This window comes from Curtobacterium sp. MCPF17_003 (assembly GCF_003224385.1).
Lineage (GTDB): Bacteria > Actinomycetota > Actinomycetes > Actinomycetales > Microbacteriaceae > Curtobacterium > Curtobacterium flaccumfaciens.
Genome location: NZ_QKLC01000004.1, coordinates 216,735 through 235,533, shown reverse-complemented (window position 1 = coordinate 235,533; position 18,799 = coordinate 216,735). Strand labels below are relative to the sequence as shown.

General features: G+C 72.5%; 15 protein-coding genes. 5 read left to right on the top strand and 10 right to left on the bottom strand.

What is annotated here, in order from left to right; genetic code table 11:
* Positions 1-68: 68 nt before the first annotated feature.
* From DEJ30_RS06480 to sucC, 6 genes are all read right to left on the bottom strand, one after another.
* Positions 69-1,877, bottom strand: coding sequence for an ABC transporter ATP-binding protein (locus tag DEJ30_RS06480; RefSeq protein ID WP_110859546.1), 1,809 nt, complete (start codon positions 1,875-1,877; stop codon positions 69-71).
* A gap of 552 nt (positions 1,878-2,429) precedes the next feature.
* A complete protein-coding gene (gene purH, locus DEJ30_RS06475) occupies positions 2,430-4,064 on the bottom strand; it encodes a bifunctional phosphoribosylaminoimidazolecarboxamide formyltransferase/IMP cyclohydrolase (RefSeq protein WP_110859545.1) in 1,635 nt (544 codons plus the stop codon).
* Positions 4,061-4,654 carry a phosphoribosylglycinamide formyltransferase gene (gene purN, locus DEJ30_RS06470; protein ID WP_071404669.1) on the bottom strand — a complete coding sequence of 198 codons (594 nt, stop codon included), beginning with the start codon at positions 4,652-4,654 and terminating at the stop codon, positions 4,061-4,063. The genes purH and purN overlap by 4 nt, the downstream gene beginning before the upstream one ends.
* A 41-nt stretch (positions 4,655-4,695) precedes the next feature.
* A complete protein-coding gene (locus DEJ30_RS06465; protein WP_110859544.1) occupies positions 4,696-6,753 on the bottom strand; it encodes a DUF6350 family protein in 2,058 nt (685 codons plus the stop codon).
* Positions 6,754-6,857: 104 nt separating this feature from the next.
* The gene (gene sucD / locus DEJ30_RS06460) at positions 6,858-7,745 is read right to left on the bottom strand and encodes a succinate--CoA ligase subunit alpha (RefSeq protein ID WP_110859543.1); all 888 of its coding nucleotides are present in this window, start codon (positions 7,743-7,745) and stop codon (positions 6,858-6,860) included.
* 11 nt (positions 7,746-7,756) lie between these two features.
* Positions 7,757-8,926 (bottom strand): ADP-forming succinate--CoA ligase subunit beta, encoded by a 1,170-nt coding sequence (gene sucC, locus DEJ30_RS06455; protein WP_110859542.1) that lies wholly within the window; start codon positions 8,924-8,926, stop codon positions 7,757-7,759.
* A 223-nt stretch (positions 8,927-9,149) separates the two neighbouring features.
* On the opposite strand from sucC, the gene DEJ30_RS06450 reads away from it, so the two are divergent.
* The 5 genes from DEJ30_RS06450 (at position 9,150) to DEJ30_RS06435 (ending at position 13,252) form a co-directional block, all read left to right on the top strand.
* Positions 9,150-10,781: a RecQ family ATP-dependent DNA helicase gene (locus DEJ30_RS06450; RefSeq protein ID WP_110859570.1), complete on the top strand. Its 1,632-nt coding sequence runs from the start codon at positions 9,150-9,152 to the stop codon at positions 10,779-10,781.
* Positions 10,782-11,013: 232 nt separating this feature from the next.
* Entirely contained in the window at positions 11,014-11,313 is a 300-nt protein-coding gene (locus DEJ30_RS06445; RefSeq protein ID WP_110859541.1) for a hypothetical protein, read from the top strand.
* A gap of 42 nt (positions 11,314-11,355) precedes the next feature.
* On the top strand, positions 11,356-11,718 hold the full coding sequence (locus DEJ30_RS18085; RefSeq protein ID WP_181420025.1) for a hypothetical protein: 363 nt from the start codon (positions 11,356-11,358) through the stop codon (positions 11,716-11,718).
* Positions 11,715-12,548: an oxygenase MpaB family protein gene (locus tag DEJ30_RS06440; protein ID WP_181420024.1), complete on the top strand. Its 834-nt coding sequence runs from the start codon at positions 11,715-11,717 to the stop codon at positions 12,546-12,548. The genes DEJ30_RS18085 and DEJ30_RS06440 overlap by 4 nt, the downstream gene beginning before the upstream one ends.
* 65 nt (positions 12,549-12,613) lie before the next feature.
* Positions 12,614-13,252, top strand: a complete 639-nt coding sequence (locus tag DEJ30_RS06435; RefSeq protein ID WP_110859539.1) for a pyridoxal 5'-phosphate synthase — start codon at positions 12,614-12,616, stop codon at positions 13,250-13,252.
* A gap of 26 nt (positions 13,253-13,278) precedes the next feature.
* On the opposite strand, the gene DEJ30_RS06430 is transcribed toward DEJ30_RS06435, so the two are convergent.
* The 4 genes from DEJ30_RS06430 to DEJ30_RS18080 all read right to left on the bottom strand — a co-directional run bounded on the left by DEJ30_RS06430 (position 13,279) and on the right by DEJ30_RS18080 (position 18,732).
* Positions 13,279-15,684, bottom strand: a complete 2,406-nt coding sequence (locus tag DEJ30_RS06430) for a GNAT family N-acetyltransferase (RefSeq protein WP_258369847.1) — start codon at positions 15,682-15,684, stop codon at positions 13,279-13,281.
* Positions 15,681-17,102 (bottom strand): lysine N(6)-hydroxylase/L-ornithine N(5)-oxygenase family protein, encoded by a 1,422-nt coding sequence (locus DEJ30_RS06425; protein WP_110859538.1) that lies wholly within the window; start codon positions 17,100-17,102, stop codon positions 15,681-15,683. The genes DEJ30_RS06430 and DEJ30_RS06425 overlap by 4 nt, the downstream gene beginning before the upstream one ends.
* On the bottom strand, positions 17,099-18,523 hold the full coding sequence (locus DEJ30_RS06420) for a pyridoxal-dependent decarboxylase (protein WP_110859537.1): 1,425 nt from the start codon (positions 18,521-18,523) through the stop codon (positions 17,099-17,101). The genes DEJ30_RS06425 and DEJ30_RS06420 overlap by 4 nt, the downstream gene beginning before the upstream one ends.
* A 71-nt stretch (positions 18,524-18,594) precedes the next feature.
* On the bottom strand, positions 18,595-18,732 hold the full coding sequence (locus DEJ30_RS18080) for a hypothetical protein (protein WP_181420023.1): 138 nt from the start codon (positions 18,730-18,732) through the stop codon (positions 18,595-18,597).
* Positions 18,733-18,799 lie beyond the last annotated feature (67 nt).

The following is an 18,799-nucleotide window of genomic DNA, read 5'->3' as shown; positions in this document are numbered from 1 at the left end:
CTGCTCGTCCGGAGCTTCCTGCGGGACGGACGCCGTGCCTCCCGGCAGGTTCTGGTCGGTCTGCTGGCTCATGCCATCGCCTCCTGTCGTGCGGTCGCGTCGTCGTCGTCGAGCGACGAGATGACGTAGCGGTAGTGCTCGTTGGTGGCCATCAGCTCGTGGTGGGTCCCGACGGCCGTGACGACGCCGTTCTCCATCAGGGCGACCCGGTCGGCCAGCGTCACCGTCGACGGACGGTGCGCCACGATGAGCGACGTGGTGTCGGCGAGCACACGGCGCAGGCCCGCCTCGACCCGCGCCTCGGTGTCGACGTCGAGCGCCGACAGCGGGTCGTCGAGCACGAGCACCGACGGCCGGGCGGCGATCGCGCGGGCGAGTGCCAGGCGCTGGCGCTGGCCACCGGACAGCGACAGCCCCTCTTCACCGACCCGGGTGTCGACGCCGTCGGGCAGGTCGTCCACGAAGGACGCCTGCGCGATGTCGAGCGCCTCGCGCATGAGCGCCTCGGCCTCGGCACCCTGCACGTCCGGTCGCCCGAGGAGCACGTTCTCACGCACGGTCGACGAGAACAGGGTGGCGTCCTCGAAGGCGACGCCGACGTGCCGGCGCAGTTCCTCGCGGGTGAGGTCGCGGATGTCGACCCCGTCGATCGTCACCGAGCCGCCCGTCACGTCGTACAGACGCGGCACGAGCGAGAGCAGCGTCGTCTTGCCGCAGCCGGTGAGCCCGACGAGCGCCATGGTCTCGCCCGGCTGCAGCTGCAGTTCGACGCCGTTGATCAGGTCCGGGTACTGCGGTGCGGAGTCCTGGTACCGGAAGTGCACGCCGTTGAACGACAGGGCGCCGTGCGGCTGGGCGATCGTCTTCGGGTGCTCCGGGTCCGTGATGGTGTTCTCGGAGTCCATGACCTCGAAGAAGCGGTCGACCGCCGTGCGGGTGTCGAACGTCATCGAGAGCAGGAAGCCGATCGACTCGATCGGGAACCGCAGCACCGTCGCCGTCGCGAAGAACGCGAACAGCTGGCCGACGCTGAGCTGCCCCTGCGACGCCAGCCAGATGCCGGCGAGCAGGCACAGGGCGAACGCGACGTCCGGCACGAGCAGCAGCCAGAGCCAGATGCCCGCGATGGCCTTCGCCTTCTTGATCTCGGTGCCGCGCAGCGCCTCGGCCTGCTCGCTGAACTCCTCGAGCTTCGCGCCGCCGCGACCGAACGCCTTGAGCACGCGGATGCCGTGCACCGACTGCTCGACGCTCGTGGCGAGGTCTCCGACCTGGTCCTGGCTGCGGCGTGCGACGGCGGAGTACCGGCGCTCGAACAGCAGGCCGTTGATCCACAGCGGGATCGAGGCGATCAGGAAGATCAGCCCGAGGATCCAGCCGAAGGTGAACAGCACGACGAAGCCGACGACGATCGTCACGATGTTCACGACGAGCAGGACGACCCCGAAGGCCAGCCAACGCCGGATCAGCGACAGGTCCGACACGGAACGGGACAGCAGCTGCCCGGACTCCCAGCGGTCGTGGAACGCGACCGGCAGGTCCTGCAGCTTCGCGTAGAGCGAGTTGCGCATGCTGGTCTCGATGCGGGTCGAGGGGCGCATCACCAGCCGGCGGCGCGAGGCGATGAAGAACGCCTCGAGCACACCGAGGGCGAGCACCCCGAGCCCGGCGGGCCAGATCTGCGCCGAGTCGCGCGACGACAGCGGACCGTCGACGAGCCACTGCAGCACGTAGGGGATTGCGAGCGCCACCAGGGAGGCTCCCATCGCTGCGGCCATGCCGCCGATGAGGCGCCCCTGGTAGGGCTTCACGTAGGGGTAGATCCGCGCGATCGCGCGGAAGGTGGACGGGCGCGCCGTGGTGGGCGACTTGGACATGCGTTGCGTCCTCATGCGTCTGCCGGGTCCCCGGGTCGCGCTGCGCGGTGCTTGCTCGCTGCTGCTTGCTTGCTTGCTGCTTGCTTGCTCGCGTCGCACGGCTTCGGCCTGGAGGCTCGGTGTGGCGTTGCGTGGTGATCATCGGCCGGGCGCGTGGTCGCGTCTCCGCCGTCACTCGCATGACGTCGGTCGGGCCGGAGGCACCGAGGGACAGTCGTCCCCCGGGTTCAGGCGGGTGGTTCGCGGACGCCGGTGCTGCTGCGCCGCGGGGCCGTGGGAACGGCCCGACTAGACGGCGGCCGCGGCGCGGGGCCGCGGTGCGATCAGGGATCGCCGTGCGGGAGTGGTCCCCACGACGGACACGAGACCTGCACGGGCGGCCGTCGCCACGGTTCCGGTCATGTTGTCCATCGTCACTCCAGTCGTCGTCTTCGTCACCGTTGTGTCCGCGGTGCCGCCGGTCCCGAGGGATCGTCGGCTGCCTGCCGCGGAGCCTTACAGACTATTCACAGTGACTCATGGCGCGCAATGGTTCGCCACCGATTGTTCACATCAGTGGAAGAAGTGGCGCTCGCTCGTGAAGTACATCGTGACGCCGGCGGCCTTCGCCGCGGCGATGACCTCGTCGTCGCGGACGCTGCCACCGGGCTGCGCCACCGCGCGGACACCGGCGTCGAGCAGCACCTGCAGGCCATCGGCGAACGGGAAGAACGCGTCCGACGCCGCGACACTGCCGGTCGCGCGGTCACCGGCACGGTTCACCGCGAGGTGGCAGGAGTCGACCCGGTTGACCTGGCCCATCCCGACACCGACACTCGCGCCCTGGTTCGCCAGCAGGATGGCGTTCGACTTCACCGAACGGCTCGCCCGCCACGCGAAGGCCAGGTCGGCGAGGGTCTGCTCGTCGGCGGGCTCGCCGGCGACGAGGGTCCAGGTGGCCTGGTCGAAGCCCGTGAAGCGGTCGGCGTCCTGCACCAGGAACCCGCCGGAGATCTGCTTGACCTCGCGGTCGGCGAGCGCGAAGTCGGCCGGCAGCGTGAGCAGGCGGATGTTCTTCTTGCGCGACAGGATCTCGAGCGCCTCGGGGTCGAACCCGGGGGCGACGACGACCTCGGTGAAGATGTCCTTCACGGTCTCGGCCATGGCCACGGTGACCGGGCGGTTCGCGGCGATGACCCCGCCGAACGCCGAGAGCGGGTCGCAGGCGTGCGCGGCGGCGTGGGCCGAGGCGATCGGGTCGGCGGAGTCGGCCGGGGCGATCGCGATGCCGCACGGGTTGGCGTGCTTGATGATCGCGACGGCGGGCTCGTCGAAGTCGAAGGCCGCACGGACCGCTGCGTCGGCGTCGACGTAGTTGTTGTACGACATCTCCTTGCCGTGCAGCTGCGTCGCCTGCGCGATGCCGGTGCCGTCCGACGTCGTGTAGAGCGCCGCGGCCTGGTGGGCGTTCTCGCCGTAGCGCAGGGTCGCCGACAGCTCGGCCTCGGCCGCCAGGTGCTCGTCGAACGCACCGGGGGTCCGGATGTCGCCGGCGGTCGTCGGGGCCGCAGCGGCGGTGACGACGTCGCTCGCGAAGTAGGACGCCACCGCGGTGTCGTAGGCGGCGGTGTGCGCGAAGGCCTGGGCGGCGAGGCGCTTCCGGAGCTCGAGCGTCGTGCCGCCGGCCCGCACGGCCTCGACGACCTCGGGGTAGGACGCCGGGGACACGACGATCGCCACGTTCGGGTGGTTCTTCGCCGAGGCGCGGACCATCGCGGGGCCGCCGATGTCGACGTTCTCGACCACGGTCGCGGTGTCGGCACCCGACGCCACGGTCTCGACGAACGGGTAGAGGTTCACGACGACGAGCTCGAACGGCGCGATGTCGAGGTCGGCGAGCTGCTGCTCGTGCGACTCGAGCCGCAGGTCGGCGAGCAGGCCGGCGTGCACCGACGGGTGCAGGGTCTTCACCCGGCCGTCGAGCGACTCGGGGAACCCGGTGACGCTCGCGACGTCGGTGACGGCGTAGCCGGCGTCACGGATGGTCTGCGCGGTGGAGCCGGTCGACACGATCTCGACCCCGGAGTCGGCCAGGGCGCCGGCGAGCTCGAGCAGGCCGGACTTGTCGCTCACCGAGATCAGTGCACGGCGGACCGGGACCACGTCACGGTCGCGGTAGAGGCTGGGGTCGGCTGCGTGCACGCTCATGCGCTCGGGGTGCCCTTCAGGTCGGTGGTGCCGTTGGCGATGTCGAGGATGGTCTGGATGAGCAGGCGGCGCTCGACCGGCTTGATGCGGTCGTGCAGCGTCGACTCCGTGTCACCCGGCAGCACCGGGATGCGCTCCTGCGCGAGGATCGGCCCCGTGTCGACGCCGTCGTCGACCGCGATGACGCTCGCGCCGGTCTCGGTGACCCCGGCGGCCAGGGCATCCCGTACGCCGTGGGCACCGGGGAACTCCGGCAGGTACGCCGGGTGGGTGTTGATGATCCCCGGGGCGAACTCGGACACCACGGCCGGGGGCAGCAGGCGCATCAGGCCGGAGAGCACGAGCAGGTCGGGCGACCACGGGCGGATCTGCTCCGCCAGGGCCTGGCCCCACTCGGCGCGCGAGTCGTAGCGGGTGAACGGCACCGTGAAGGTCGGGATCGAGAACTCCTCGCCCAGGCCGAGGCCCTCGGCGTCACGGTCGGCACCGATGGCGACGACACGGGCGGGGTACTCGGCGTCGAAGGTCGCTTCGAGCAGGGCTCGGAGGTTCGACCCGGTACCGGAGATCAGGACGACCAGTTCGAGCACGGCACCAACCCTACCGGGAGCCGCGGCGTCGACGGGCGCTGTTACCGGTCGCCCTTCGGCTGCCGCCACCAGGGCAGCTCGTCCTCGGGGATCTGGTCGGTGACGTCCCACTTCGTCGGGCGGGACTGCTCCGCCGGCCTCGAGGCGGGCGCACGCGTGTCCGGCGCGACGTCCACGCGGTCCGCCTCCGCCGTCTCGTCCACGTCATCCCGGCCGGCGACGAACTCCTCGGTGCTCCACGGGAACGCGGGCTGGGCGTCGGTCGGTACCGGGGTGGGTGCAGCTGCCGGGGCGGGCGCTGCGGGCCGCTCGGAGCCGGGGCGCTGGGGCTCGGCATCGGAGCCGGTCACGCGGTCGCGGAGTGCACCGGCTCGTCCTCGGACACCTTCGGCCGCACCGGCCAGGCGGTCGCGGAGGCCACCCAGGGCTGCTCGCCCGGCACTGCGGCGCTCCGGTTCGGGCTCGGCGGTCAGGCGGTCAGCGGCCACCGCATCGGTCTTCGCCCAGTCGGGGAGCTCGACGTCGTGGTCGGTGTCGTGGTCGCGCGGTGCGTCGGGCGTGGGTGCGGGTGCGGGTGCGGAGGCGGGCTGTGCGGGTGCCGTCTCGGCCGGCTCGCTGCCGATCGACGCGCTGCGGACGGGCTCGCTGCTGACCGGCCCGGTCGGGCGTTCGGTCGTCGCGCGGGGCCGTGCACCGGTCGACCCGTCGTGGGACTCCTCGACCACGAAGCGGTGCACGTCGGTGGTGCGCCCGGCACCGGCCTGGTCGAGCGCGGCGAGCAGGGAACCCTCGCCGAGGTCGACCCCGGCGCGCGCCGTGTCGCGGTCATCGTCGGGATCGTCGGCCTCGGTCCAGCGCTCCCGCGTCCATCCGCTCTCCGGCAGCCGGACCAGGTCACTGCCCGCGGCGAGGGCGATGATCGCCGGCAGGCCGACCTCGAGTGCGGCGAACCCACCGACCGCCAGGGCGTCCGGGCCGACGTCGGCCAGGCGCCCGGGGCCGAACGAACCGGACGACACCCAGGCGATCAGCCCCGTGAGCACACCGGCCACGAGTCCTGCGACGACACCACCGAGTGCACGGTGCAGCGCGGAGTCGGCGGCACCCAGCGCCCGCACCAACCGCGGTCGCATCGAGCCGCCGATCGCGAACCCCGCGATGACCGGCACGAGGATCCAGACGAGCCCGAAGGTGTGACCGGAGGTCGGCAACGCGCCGAAGACCGGCAGACCGGGGATGGGGCCCAGGGTCGTGGCGATCGGGGACACGCTCGACCCGGTGCCGATGGCGAACCCGGGGCCGATCAGCCACGAGGTCGCCCACCCGACGAAGTCCGGCAGGAACGCGAGCTGCCCGACGGTGAGCGCGACGCCGCCGATGACCCCGGCGTGCGACTGCTCGTACAGGGTGATGACCTCGGCGAACGAGGTGAAGAGCAGCAGACCGACCAGCACCGCGGCCACCCCGACGACCACGGCGGTCGCGGCGGTCCCGGCGCGCAGGCCGAACCCGGCGACGGACCGCCACACGGCGGGGATGCGGTCCACCAGGTCGATGACGCGCTGGGTGCCGGCGTCGGCGGGCAGGTCACGGCGACGACGGCAGACCTCGGAGGCGGCGAGTGCGGGGATCCCGAACCAGAGCGCCGGCAGCACCACGGCCTGCCAGAGCGTGGGGCGGGTGGCGGCGGAGGTCGACGACAGCGCGACGGCCAGACCGAGGAGCGCGACGGCGGCGGTCCCGACCAGCAGCCCGGTGGTGCGGTGCTCCGTCTCGGCGAACCGACGTCCGGCGCGGGCGCCGAGCCAGGCCGTCACGACCGCGAACCCGAGGGCCGCGAGGGTCACGTGGATGGGGTCAGCGGCGCCGCTGACCCCGGTGCTCTCGGCGAGTGCGGACCCGAGCAGGAACGAGACGTCGACGCCGTGCCCGACGAGCCACACGCTGCCGGTGGCCTTCCAGAACACGTCCCAGTCGACCTGCAGGCCGTACTCGAACCCCCAGAGCAGTGTCAGGGGCACGAGGGCGATCCCGATGCCGACGCCGACCGTCACGATCGCCTCGATCGCGGCGAGCAGAGCGGTTCCCAGGCGGTTCATCGCAGCGAGGATACGTGAGCCGCAGCCGGAACGACGGGAGGCTCGGCGCGGAACCCGCACCGAGCCTCCCGGCTTCCTCCCGACCGTCTGCCGGGCGCTGGTCACTAGCGAGCGGCGACGACCTCGCGCAGCAGCGCGGCGGTCTCGGACGGCGTCTTGCCGACCTTGACGCCGGCGGCCTCGAGCGCCTGCTTCTTCGCCTCGGCGGTGCCGGCCGAACCGGACACGATCGCGCCGGCGTGGCCCATCGTCTTGCCCTCGGGAGCGGTGAAGCCCGCGACGTAGCCGACGACCGGCTTGGTGACGTGCGCCTTGATGAACTCGGCGGCGCGCTCTTCCGCGTCGCCACCGATCTCGCCGATCATCACGATGGCCGAGGTGCTGGGGTCGGCCTCGAACGCGGCGAGCGCGTCGATGTGCGTGGTGCCGATGACCGGGTCGCCGCCGATGCCGATGGCGGTCGAGAAGCCCAGGTCACGGAGCTCGTACATCATCTGGTAGGTCAGGGTGCCGGACTTCGAGACGAGCCCGATCGGGCCCTTGCCGGTGATCGTCGCCGGGGTGATGCCGACGAGGGACTCCCCCGGGGTGATGATGCCGGGGCAGTTCGGCCCGATGATCCGGGTCGTGCCGCCCTTCGCCTTGGCGCGCGCCCAGAACTCGGCCGAGTCCTGCACGGGGATGCCCTCGGTGATGACGACGACGAGCGGGATCTCGGCGTCGATGGCCTCTGTCACGGCGTCCTTCGCGAACGCCGGCGGGACGAAGACGATCGAGACGTCGGCACCGGTGGTGTCGATGGCCTCGCGCACCGAGCCGAAGACCGGCAGCGACACGTCGCCGTGGGTGACGGTGGTGCCGGCCTTGCGGGCGTTCACACCGCCGACGACGTTCGTGCCGGCCTTGAGCATCAGGGCGGTGTGCTTCGTGCCCTCGCCACCGGTGATGCCCTGGACGATGACCTTGGAGTCCTTGTTGAGGAAGATCGACATGGTCAGTCCCTTCAGGCCGCTGCGGCGGCGAGTTCGGCGGCCTTCTCGGCCGCATCGTCCATGGTCGCGGCGACGGTGACGAGCGGGTGCGCTGCCTCCGCCAGGATCCGGCGACCCTCTTCCACGTTGTTGCCGTCGAGTCGCACGACGAGCGGCTTGGTGGCCGCGTCGCCGAGGATACCGAGCGCGGCGACGATGCCGTTCGCGACGGCGTCGCAGGCGGTGATGCCGCCGAAGACGTTCACGAACACGCTCTTCACCTGCGGGTCGCCGAGGATGACGTCGAGGCCGTTGGCCATGACCTCGGCCGAGGCGCCGCCGCCGATGTCGAGGAAGTTGGCGGGCTTCACGCCGCCGTGGCGCTCACCGGCGTAGGCGACGACGTCGAGGGTCGACATCACGAGCCCCGCGCCGTTGCCGATGACGCCGACCTGGCCGTCGAGCTTGACGTAGTTCAGCCCGTGGGCCTTCGCCTTGGCCTCGAGCGGGTCCTCGCTGGCGGTGTCCTCGAGCTGCTTGTGGCCCTCGTGCCGGAAGTCGGCGTTCTCGTCGAGCGACACCTTGCCGTCGAGTGCCAGGATCTGGCCGTCGCCGGTGCGGACGAGGGGGTTCACCTCGACGAGGGTCGCGTCCTCGCCCTTGTAGACGTCGTAGAGCTTCACGAAGACGTCGGCGACCTGATCGCGGAGCGACTCCGGGAAGTTCGCCTGCGCGGCGATCTCGAGCGCGGCGGCCTTGTCGATGCCCGTCAGCGGGTCGACCTCGACCCGGGCGAGCGCCTCGGGCTTCTCGACGGCGAGCTGCTCGATCTCCATGCCGCCCTCGACGCTGGTCAGCGAGAGGTAGGAGCGGTTGGCCCGGTCGAGCAGCACGGAGAAGTAGAACTCCTCGGCGATGTCGGCACCCTGGGCGACCATGACGCGCTGGACGGTGTGGCCCTTGATGTCGAGGCCGAGGATCGCCTGCGCGTGCTCGAACGCCTCGTCCGGGGTCTTCGCGACCTTCACGCCGCCGGCCTTGCCGCGACCGCCGACCTTCACCTGCGCCTTGACGACCACGACGCCACCGATCTTCTCGGCCGCCGCCTTCGCCTGCTCGGGGGTGTCGGCGATGATCCCCTGCAACACGGGGACGCCGTAGGACTCGAAGAGGTCCCTGGCCTGATACTCGAAAAGATCCACGCTGTTCTTCTTCCCGCACGGTTCGTGCGATCGGCATCGGTTTCCCGGTCGCGCTCTCCACATCGAGGGTCGCTCGATGTCGAGACAACGGCCGCCACGCAGCCTAGCGCTGCTCGGTGGACGGCCGGTGCACGGGAACCAGGCCCGGGTCGGCCTCGACCCGCACGAGCCGCTGCGCGCAGCGCTGGGACCGGCCCGAGGTCCCGCTCGGCACTGTGGATCGGTGCAACCCGAACTCCGTACCCGTGCCACCGAGGTCTTCGGCTGGACGCTCCGCCCCGACCAGGAGTCCGTCATCGACGCGGTGCTCGACCGCCGCGACGCCCTGGCGGTCATGCCCACCGGATCGGGGAAGTCCGCGATCTACCAGGTCGCCGGTCTCGGGCTGGACGGCCTCGTCGTGGTCGTCTCCCCGCTCGTGGCGCTGCAGGAGGACCAGGTGGTCGGGCTCGAGCACCATCCCGACGCCCCTCGCGCCGTCGCCCTGAACGCCACGAAGAAGGCACGGGACGTCGCCGATGCGTGGGACGCCGTCGCCGCGGGCGAGGTCGGGTACGTGTTCCTCGCCCCCGAGCAGCTGGTGAAGGACGACGTGCTCGAGCGCCTCCGCGATGCCGGGGTCGCGCTGGTCGCCGTCGACGAGGCGCACTGCATCTCGTCCTGGGGCCACGACTTCCGACCGGACTACCTGGCGCTCGGCGAGGTCGCGGAGCGCCTGGGCCGCCCGCCGCTGCTCGCCCTGACCGCGACGGGCTCCGCTCCGGTGCGGGACGACATCGTCGAGCGGCTCGGCATGCGCGACCCGTTCGTGCTCGCCTCCGGGTTCGACCGTCCCGGCATCCGGCTCGAGGTGGTCCGGCACGCCGAGGACGCCGAGAAGCGCCAGGCCGTGGTCGACCAGGTCGCCGAGCTCGACGGGCCCACGGTCGTCTACGTCGCCACCCGCGCCGCGACCACGGAGTACGCCGACGCCCTCGCCGCCCGCGGTCGCCGTGCGCAGCCGTACCACGCCGGCATGCGGGTGGCGGAGCGCGAGGCCGTGCACACCGGGTTCCTGGACGGCGGCGTCGACGTGGTGGTCGCGACGAGTGCCTTCGGCATGGGCATCGACAAGCCCGACGTCCGGTACGTCGTGCACGCCGACGTCCCCGAGTCGATCGACGCCTACTACCAGGAGATCGGACGGGCCGGGCGGGATGCCGAACCGGCGGGCGCCACCCTGCACTACCGCGCCGAGGACTTCGGCCTGCGCACGTTCTTCGCGTCCGGCTCGCCGCGGCCGGCCTCGGTCCGGGCCGTGTTCGATGCCGTCCCGGCGACCGGCTCGATCGCCCGCTCCGCACTGGTGGAGGCCTCTGGTCTGTCGTCCCGCACCGCCGGTCGAGCACTCAACGCCCTGCTCGACGCCGGTGCCCTGCGCGACGACGTCGACGGTGTCTCCCGGGTGCCGGACGGCCCGCAGGACGCCGACCGTGCTGCCCGTGCCACAGCCGACCGTGCCGCCGAACGGGAACGGGTCGAGGAATCCCGCATCGCGATGATGCGCCAGCTCGCCGAGACGACCGGGTGCCGCCGGCAGTTCCTGCTCGGCTACTTCGGCGACGAGCTGCCGGAGCCGTGCGGGAACTGCGACACCTGCTCGTCCGGCACGGCCCGCGACGCCTCTGCACACGTCGCCGACGGTGCGAACGACGAAGCGTGGCCGCCGGATGCGCGCGTCGAGCACGCGGAGTGGGGCACGGGCGTGGTGATGAGCACGGAAGAGGACCGCATCACGGTGTTCTTCGAGTCCGCCGGCTACCGCACCCTCGCACTCGCCGACGTCGAGCAACGCGACCTGCTCGAACGCGTCTGAACGGACCAGGGACGAAAGCGCAGGCGGCCAGCGCACCGACCCCGACGACCCGGGCGGGGAAGGCGCGGTCGCTCGACCACCCGTCGGCGACCGCGCTCCACTCCCCCGAGCATCGGCGATGCTGCCGTGGCGGTGTGACCGGCAGGTGACGTCCGGGTGAACACGACACGAAACCGGACGGCCGCCAAGCGCCGACGGGTAGGCAGGAGGCCCGCAACGGAAAGGAACCACCATGAGCGACCCCGGCATCAGCCCCGTCGACGACTTCGAGTCCCAGCAGCGTCGCGACGACGACATCGACCGTGAGCACGTCGGCCCGTACGAGGCGGACGAGGCCGAGGAGTCCCTGCAGACGGTCACGAACGACGCGGTCGCCGGCGAGACCGTGGAGCCGCAACCCGGTGACGGCTCCGACGACGGTCCGACCGGTGGCTCCCCGCGCGAGGGCTCGCCCGACCTGTGGGAGCACGAGAACGAGCAGGACGAGGACCGCGCCGACCTCGGCAACGACCTCGGCACGAAGCCGCTCTGAGCTGATCAGGCCCCCCGGGACACGGCTCGGTAGCATCGGGCCGTGTCCCGACGAGTCCGTGCCAGCGTCCGCAGCATGCCCTCGGCAGCGCGGCTGCTGGCGGTGGCGGTGATGCTCCTGATCGCCGCCGCGGCACACCTCGCCGCCCGCTCGGAGCCCGGTGGTCGCTGGGTCCCGCTCCTCGTCGTCGGCGTCGTCGGTGCGGTCGTCACCGGATCGCCGACCCGCCTCTGGCCGCTCCCCGCGATCTGGCTCGTCGTGACGCTCCTCGCCCTGACCGGTGCACCGGCCGACGCCTCGTACGCACTCGTCGCCCTGGTCGTCGGCGCAGTCGCGCTCCTCGCGGCGATCGCCGTGGACCTGCGGCCCGTCCTGTGGGCGCGACGCCGACGGGGTGCAGCGTGAGCACCCCAGGGCCTGGAGGCGCGACGCACGACCCGCGCCGTGCCTCCCGTCCGCCTGCTGGGCGCGTCCACGACCGTCACCTGCGTCGGTTCCTCGCCGACAGCACACCCGTGGCCGCGGGCGGCCGCGCCATCCTGCTGCAGATCGCCGACCCGGTCGTCGCGGCCGGTGTCCGACGGCACTCGGACTTCGCCCGGCGACCCCAGCAGCGGCTCGCCCACACCCTGATGTTCGTCTACGCCGTCGTCATCGGCACGGAGACCGACTCGGCGACCGCTGCCGGCTTCGTCAACCGTGCGCACCGGCCCGTCGCCGGCGCCGACGACGTCGACCGGCAGCTCTGGGTGGCCGCGACCCTGTTCGACTCCGCCCGGCGGGCGCACGAGCTGTTCGGCACACGCGTCTCCGCGGCCCGCGCCGAGCAGGTCCTCGCCGCCTACGCCCCGATCGCGACCGCGCTGCGGGTGCCGCAGGAGCGTTGGCCGACCTCGGTGGCGGCGTTCGACCGGTACTGGCAGCGGACGCTGGAGGGGCTCGAGGTCACCGACGACGCCCGCGGGGTCGTCCGTGACCTGCTGCACCCGCGGTTCGCGCCGCTGTGGGTGCGGGCGGCGATGCCCCTCGTCCGCGTCGTGACCGTGGGGATGCTGCCGGAACGGGTGCGCACGGCGTACGGCTTCGCGTGGGGGCCGCGGGAGGAACGGCGCTTCCGGCGCACCGTCCGGGTGGTGGCCGGGGTGCGGGCGCTGGTGCCGAGGGCGCTGCTGCGACTGCCGGGTCCGCTGCTGCTGCGGGCGATGCGGCGGACCGCGGGGCGACACGTCACGTGACCCGTTCGGTGCGTCACCGCCGGACTCCCTGAGCGCCGACCGCCGGCGCACGGTTGGGTGGGTGCATGTCCTCTGCCCCGCTCTCCGGTGACGACTCCCTGCACCTGCCCGAGTTCGACAGCCCGCCGGCGTCTCCGCTCGACCTCGCTCGCGAGTGGCTGTCCGCGGCGAAGGACCGACAGGTCTCCGAGCCGTTGTCGATGACCCTCGCCACGGCCGGGGCCGACGGCCGCGTGTCCGCTCGCACGGTCGACGTGAAGCGCATCGAGGCGGACGGACTGGTCTTCGGGACGTCGGAGGACAGCCCGAAGGGCCGGCAGCTCGCCGAGAACCCGCACGCGGCCCTGCAGGCGTACTGGCGCGAGACGATGCAGCAGCTCCGGTTCGAGGGCCACGTCGTGCGACTGTCGGACGCCGAGTCCGACGCCCTGTTCGCGGACCGCTCCCCGAAGTCACGCGCGGCGACGGCCATCGCGGACCAGTCGGCCGTGCTCGAGCCGCGGACCCTGCAGGACCTGATCGACGACGCGAACGACCTGCTCGACGACTCCGGCGACGACGTCCCCCGTCCGGCACGGTGGGTTGCCTGGCGTCTCGAGCCCGACATCGTGGAGTTCTGGCACGGCAGCCGTGACCGGATGCACCGACGACTGCAGTACGCACTCGCCGAGGGTGCCTGGTCGGCCACCCGCCTGCAGCCGTAGCCGGCGCGGCTCCGAGGCCCCGCCCCCTACCGCCCGATCGGGTTCGCCATCACCCCCGCCCGGATGAGCGACGCCGACTGGTCCGCCAGGTCCACCATCGACAGGGTGTTCCGCAGCTGCAACCGGTTCAGGCACGAGTGCTCGAACGTCGGCACCCGCAGGTCCAGGGGACGACGGCGGTCCGGGTGCGCGTCGGCGTGGGCGTCGACGCACTCCCCCACGACCTGCCAGAAGCGGGACTCCGGCAGCACCTCGTCGTCGTCGAGGATCGCGGCGACGAACCGCAGCACCCCGTCGAACACGTCGGTGAACACCGCGAGCGCGGCCTCGTCGTCGGGCACCGGGTGCACGATCCGGTCGATGTCGGCGGGTACCGGGCGGTCGTCGTGCCGCCCGAGCACCGCGGCCTCTTCACCGATGTCCTTCATCACGGCGCGGACCACGACGCCGTCGCGCACGACGAGCACCAGGTTCTCGCCGTGCGGCATGAACACCAGGTCGTGCACGGTCAGGCAGTGCACGACGGGCAGCAGGTAGGCGTCGAGCCAGCGCCGGACCCAGACGTCGGCGGGCAGACCGGAGGCCTCGATCAGCGCCGAGACCACGGCGTTCCCCGAGGCGTCCCGGTGCAGCAGCGCCGCCATCGTCAGCAGTCGCTCGCCGTCCGTCACCCGCGGCAGCGGGCTCTCCCGCCACAGCGCCGCGAGCATCTTGCGCTGCGGCGAGGACACGTCGACCCGGTGGTAGGCGTCTCCCGTGTAGCCGATGGCGGCGTGCTCCCGGAGCACCGAGAACCCGGCAGCGGCGAGCGTGGGGTCGGCGGAGACGATCGACTCGACCCAGTCGTTCACGGCCGGGGTGTTCCGCATGTACGCGGGGGACATCCCCCGCAGGAACCCCATGTTCTGCACGGCGAGCGCCGTCTTCACGTACGACCGTGCCGGCTCGGTGCGGTTGAACGCGGTGCGGATGGACTGCTGCGGCTGGTACTCGTCGGGTCCCTCGCCCAGGTCGACCAGGTCCTGTCGGCCCAGGTCGGGTGCGAAGGTCACGGCGATCCGGTGCTGCCACTGCCACGGGTGCACGGGAAGCCACACGTAGTCGTCGGGGTCGAGCCCGCGACGCTCCAGCGTGGCACGGAACCCGGCCACGACAGCCGGCGACAGCTCTGACTCCCAGTGCGCCTGCTCGGTCCGGTCCGCGGCGAGCGCCAGGTGCGTGTGCTCGCGTCGAGCGGCGAGCCACCGGTACCGGAACCGGCCGCCGGACTCCGGCGCGAACGCCCGGTACTCGTCGAGCCCGAACCCGATCCGGCCGTTGGCGGCGACGAACGCCGGGTGTCCCTCGGTCATCGCCGACTCGACGTCCTGGAAGGAGGCAACAGCGGCGTCGACGGATCCCCCGGACCGCGCCCGCGCCGACTGCGCAGCCGACGGACCGCCCCGCCGGTGCTTCGCCGCGGCACTCGCCAGCGTCGACGCGATCTCCTCCAGGTACGTGCCGAGCAGTTCGTCGGGGATCCCGAGCACCGCGCGCAGTTCGAGCACGAGCTCCTGCGCGCTGAGCGGCGCCGGCACCCCCGCACGGGTCCGCGTCAGCGAGGCCTCGTCCACCGACCAGTGCTCGAGCACGTGCTGCCGTGCGCGGAACCGGTAGGTCGACTCCCCCGCGTCGAGCCGCCACCCGTCCCCGTCGGGCACGGGTGCGATCAGCCGTTCGTGGGTGAACTCCGCGATCGCCTTCGCGACGAGGTGCCGTTCGGCGGGTTCCAGGTGCTCGGGTCGCAGGTGTGCGGCCGGCCCGTCGTCGTCGGTCTCGCCGATCCGGTCGGTGTCGAGCACCGACAGCAGGGCCCGTTTGCCGTCGACGTCCACCTGGCGCAGCGCGCGGAACCCGACCTCGGCGTTCTTCGCCTGGACGGCGGTGTTCCGCACGTCCGGTTCGACGACGACCCGGCGCGCGCCGAGGGCGTCCCGGCAGTGCTCGACGACGGCACGCATCACCGCGCTGGTCAGGCCGTGGACACGACCCTCGACGGGCACCGGCGCGACGAGCAGGTGCATGCCGACGTCGCCGGGTTCGGCCGCCCACACGTCGGTGAGCAGGACGGCGGAGGGGTCGTAGGTCTCCGCCAGGAAGCACGGTTCGCCGTTCCGGCGGCCGAGCCACGCTGCCTGCGCGGGGTCCGCCTGCACTCCGGCCAGGTAGGCGCGCACGCCGTCCACGTCGAGGTCGCCCATCTCCCACCACGACGACGCCGGGTGGGTGAGCCACGACTGCACGACGGCGGCGTCCCGTTCCGGGTCCACGGGTTCGACGGTCAGGAGGCCCGACTCGGCTCCCCCGGACGCGGTCGCCCCGTGCGCGTCGACCGTCGCAGTGCCCGTGCCATCGCTGCCCGTCACACCGGTGCTGTCGACGACGGCGCTCATGCGGACACCTCCGCACGCTCGGACGCGGGCCGGGCCGGCGCGCGCTCCGCGGCGCCGGGGCGGGCGGTGGACGGCTCCGAGGCGGGCAGGCCGAACTCCTGGAAGGCGATCCGGGCCTCCAGGCCGTACACGGGGCGACCCGTGACGGACCGGATGATCGACGCGTTCCGCCACGCACCCATGCCGAGGTCGGGCGCGGTCAGGCCGTGCGTGTGCTCCTCGGCGTTCTGCACCCAGATGCGTCCGCCCAGGGTGTCGACGTGGTGGTCGCGGGCGACGGCCAGGCGACCGCGGGAGTCGCGGGCGACGAGGTGCTCGACCGGGTCGAGGAACCGCGGGACCCGCGGGGTGTACCCGGTGGCCAGCACCAGCTGCTCGACCTCGTGCTCGTACGTCTGGTCGAGCTGCTCGTGCCGGAGCGTCAGCCGGTACGCGCCGCGGTCGGCGAGCCAGGCGGCGTCGACGACGCTCGTCTCGGTCCGGAGCGTCGTCGGGACCGGCCCGCGCGCACTGATCCGGTAGAGCTGGTCGTACAGGTCGTCGACCAGGTCGGCGCTGATGCCCTTGTACAGGCCACGCTGCTCGCGCCCGAGGCGGTCGCGGACGGCTTCGGGCAGCCCGTGGAAGTGGTCCGTGTACTCCGGGCTCGTCATCTCGAGGGTGAGCTTGGTGTCCTCCATCGGGAAGAACCGGGGCGAACGCGTGATCCAGTCGAGGCGGTAGCCGTCCTGCCGGATGTCCTCGAGCAGTTCGCGGTAGACCTCGGCGGCGGACTGCCCGCTGCCGACGACGGCGATCGACCCGGCGTCGCGCAGTGCGTCGCGGTTCGGCAGGAACTCGGCGGAGTGGACGGCCGGTCCGCCGATCCCGCGCAGCGGGGCGGGGACGGACGGCTCGGTGCCGATGCCCACGACGACGTGGTGTGCGCGGTACGTCTCGGGACCCTGATCGGTCTCGGCGTGCACCGCGAACGTGTCGGTGACCGGGTCGTGCTCGACGGCGGTCACCCGGCGGCCCCACCGCAGGGTGTCGAGGCGGTCGGCGACCCAGCGGCAGTAGGCGTCGTACTCACTGCGCAGGGGGTGAAAGTCCTCGCGGATGTAGAACGGGTACAGGCGCCCGGTGTCCTTGAGCCAGGCGAGGAACGAGAACGGCGAGGTCGGGTCGGCCATCGTCACCAGGTCGGCGAGGAACGGCACCTGGATCGTGGCGTCGTCCAGCATCATGCCGTGGTGCCAGGCGAAGCCGTCGGCGCCGTCGAGGAACACCGCGTCGAGGTCGGCGATCGGGTCGGTCAGGCAGGCGAGGCCGAGGTTGAACGGGCCGATGCCGATGCCGACGACGTCGTGCACGGCGGTGCGGTCGGCGGCGGTTGCGCGGTCCGTGGTGCGGTCGGCGGCGGTGCGGTCGGCGGTCATCGGGTCGCTCCCTCGGTCGTGGTGGCGGCGGCGCGCACCCGGGCGGCCGTCGCGACGACGTGCTCCAGCGACGCGCGCATCTGCTCCGGGGTGGTCTCGGGGTTGAGCAGCGTGAGCTTGTTGCACGGCCGGCCGTCGATGACCGTCTTGGCGACGAGCACCCGGCCCTCGGCGAGCAGGGCCGAGCGGATCGGGGCGACCAGCGCGTCGGCGGCCTCGTCCGTCATGCCGGCGGGCTGCCAGCGGAACAGCACCGTGCTGAGCTGCGTCGGCGCGACGAGCACCAGGTCGGGGTGCTCCTCGACGATCCGGTGGGTGGTCACGGCGAGGTCGATGACGGCGTCGAACGCGGCACCGATCGCGTCGGCACCGGTCGCCCGCAGGGTGGCCCAGAGCTTCAGGGCGTCGAACCGGCGGGTCGTCTGCAGGGACTTGTCGACCTGGTTCGGCTCGGCGGCGTCCTCGGGGTTCAGGTAGTCGGCGTACCAGGCGGTGCGGCGCAGGTCCTCCGGGCGCTGCACGAGCAGGGCGCTCGACGACACCGGCTGGAAGAACGACTTGTGCAGGTCGGCGGTCACGCTCCGGGCCCGTTCGACGCCGTCGAGCAGGTGCCGGCGGGTCGGGGACACGAGCAGCCCGCAGCCGTACGCGGCGTCGACGTGCAGCCAGACTCCCTCGAGGTCACAGACGTCCGCGATCGGCTCGAGCGGGTCGATCACCCCGCGGTCGGTGGTGCCGGCGGTGGCGACGACGGCCATCGGCGTCTGCCCGGCTGCGCGGGCGGCGGCGATCGCCTCGGCGAGGGCGGCCGGCACCATCCGGCCGGCGTGGTCGGTGGCGACGGCGACCACGGCCTCGAGCCCGAGCAGCCGCGCCGACTTCGCGATGCTGAAGTGGGTCTCCGCGGTCGTGAACACGGTGCCGCTGGTGCCGAGGGCCTCGCGCGCCAGCAGCAGGGCCTGCAGGTTCGACTGCGAGCCGCCCGAGGTGAAGACGCCGTCCCCCGCGGCGAACCCGATCCGACCGGCGAGCCAGGCGACGACGTGCCGCTCGATCTCGGTGCCGATCCGGGACTGGTCCCAGGTGTCGACCGACGGGTTCACGGCGGCCAGGACCGACTCGGCGGCGACCGCGGGCAGCGCGACCGGGCAGTTCAGGTGCGCGAGGTACGCCGGGTCGTGGAACCAGACGGCCTCGCGGACGAACAGCTCGTCGAGTTCGGCGAGTGCACGGTCCGTCCCGAGGGGTTCGGCGTCGAGGTCGACGTCCTGCACCCGGGCCCGGAGGACCTCGGGAGCGGTGTCGGTCGTCGGACGGTCGGCGGCGGCGAAGCGGTCGGCCAGGCGGTCCACCGTGGACGTCACGGCGGAGCGGTAGCGCTCGGCGGTGGCGGTGGTCAGGAGTTCGATGGGAGGTGTCACGTTAGGTAAGGCTAACCTCACAAACCGTGATCGTGCCACCCGAACGAGGGGTGCCTGTCCGGCCGTGCGTGTCAGACGCTCGTCTGCCGGACGGGCCAGGCATCCCCGCCCGGCGAGACGAGGGCGTGCGTCGTGAGGATGACCGGGGTGTGCGGGCCGCAGCGGGCGTCGCGGTCATCATCCGCGACGGCCGGGGTGCTGCCGATCACAGGGGAACGCCCGGCTCCGTTCCGTGAACTCCGGACCGGCCGCGGCTGCCGGTTCGGTGTGGACCGG

Excerpts from the sequence above, each read along its gene's own strand:
- DEJ30_RS06480 (WP_110859546.1), bottom strand. The coding sequence starts at position 1,877 with ATGTCCAAGTCGCCCACCACGGCGCGCCCGTCCACCTTCCGCGCGATC.
- purH (WP_110859545.1), bottom strand. The coding sequence starts at position 4,064 with ATGAGCGTGCACGCAGCCGACCCCAGCCTCTACCGCGACCGTGACGTG.
- DEJ30_RS06465 (WP_110859544.1), bottom strand. The coding sequence starts at position 6,753 with ATGAACCGCCTGGGAACCGCTCTGCTCGCCGCGATCGAGGCGATCGTG.
- sucD (WP_110859543.1), bottom strand. The coding sequence starts at position 7,745 with ATGTCGATCTTCCTCAACAAGGACTCCAAGGTCATCGTCCAGGGCATC.
- DEJ30_RS06445 (WP_110859541.1), top strand. The coding sequence starts at position 11,014 with ATGAGCGACCCCGGCATCAGCCCCGTCGACGACTTCGAGTCCCAGCAG.
- DEJ30_RS06435 (WP_110859539.1), top strand. The coding sequence starts at position 12,614 with ATGTCCTCTGCCCCGCTCTCCGGTGACGACTCCCTGCACCTGCCCGAG.
- DEJ30_RS06430 (WP_258369847.1), bottom strand. The coding sequence starts at position 15,684 with ATGAGCGCCGTCGTCGACAGCACCGGTGTGACGGGCAGCGATGGCACG.
- DEJ30_RS06425 (WP_110859538.1), bottom strand. The coding sequence starts at position 17,102 with ATGACCGCCGACCGCACCGCCGCCGACCGCACCACGGACCGCGCAACC.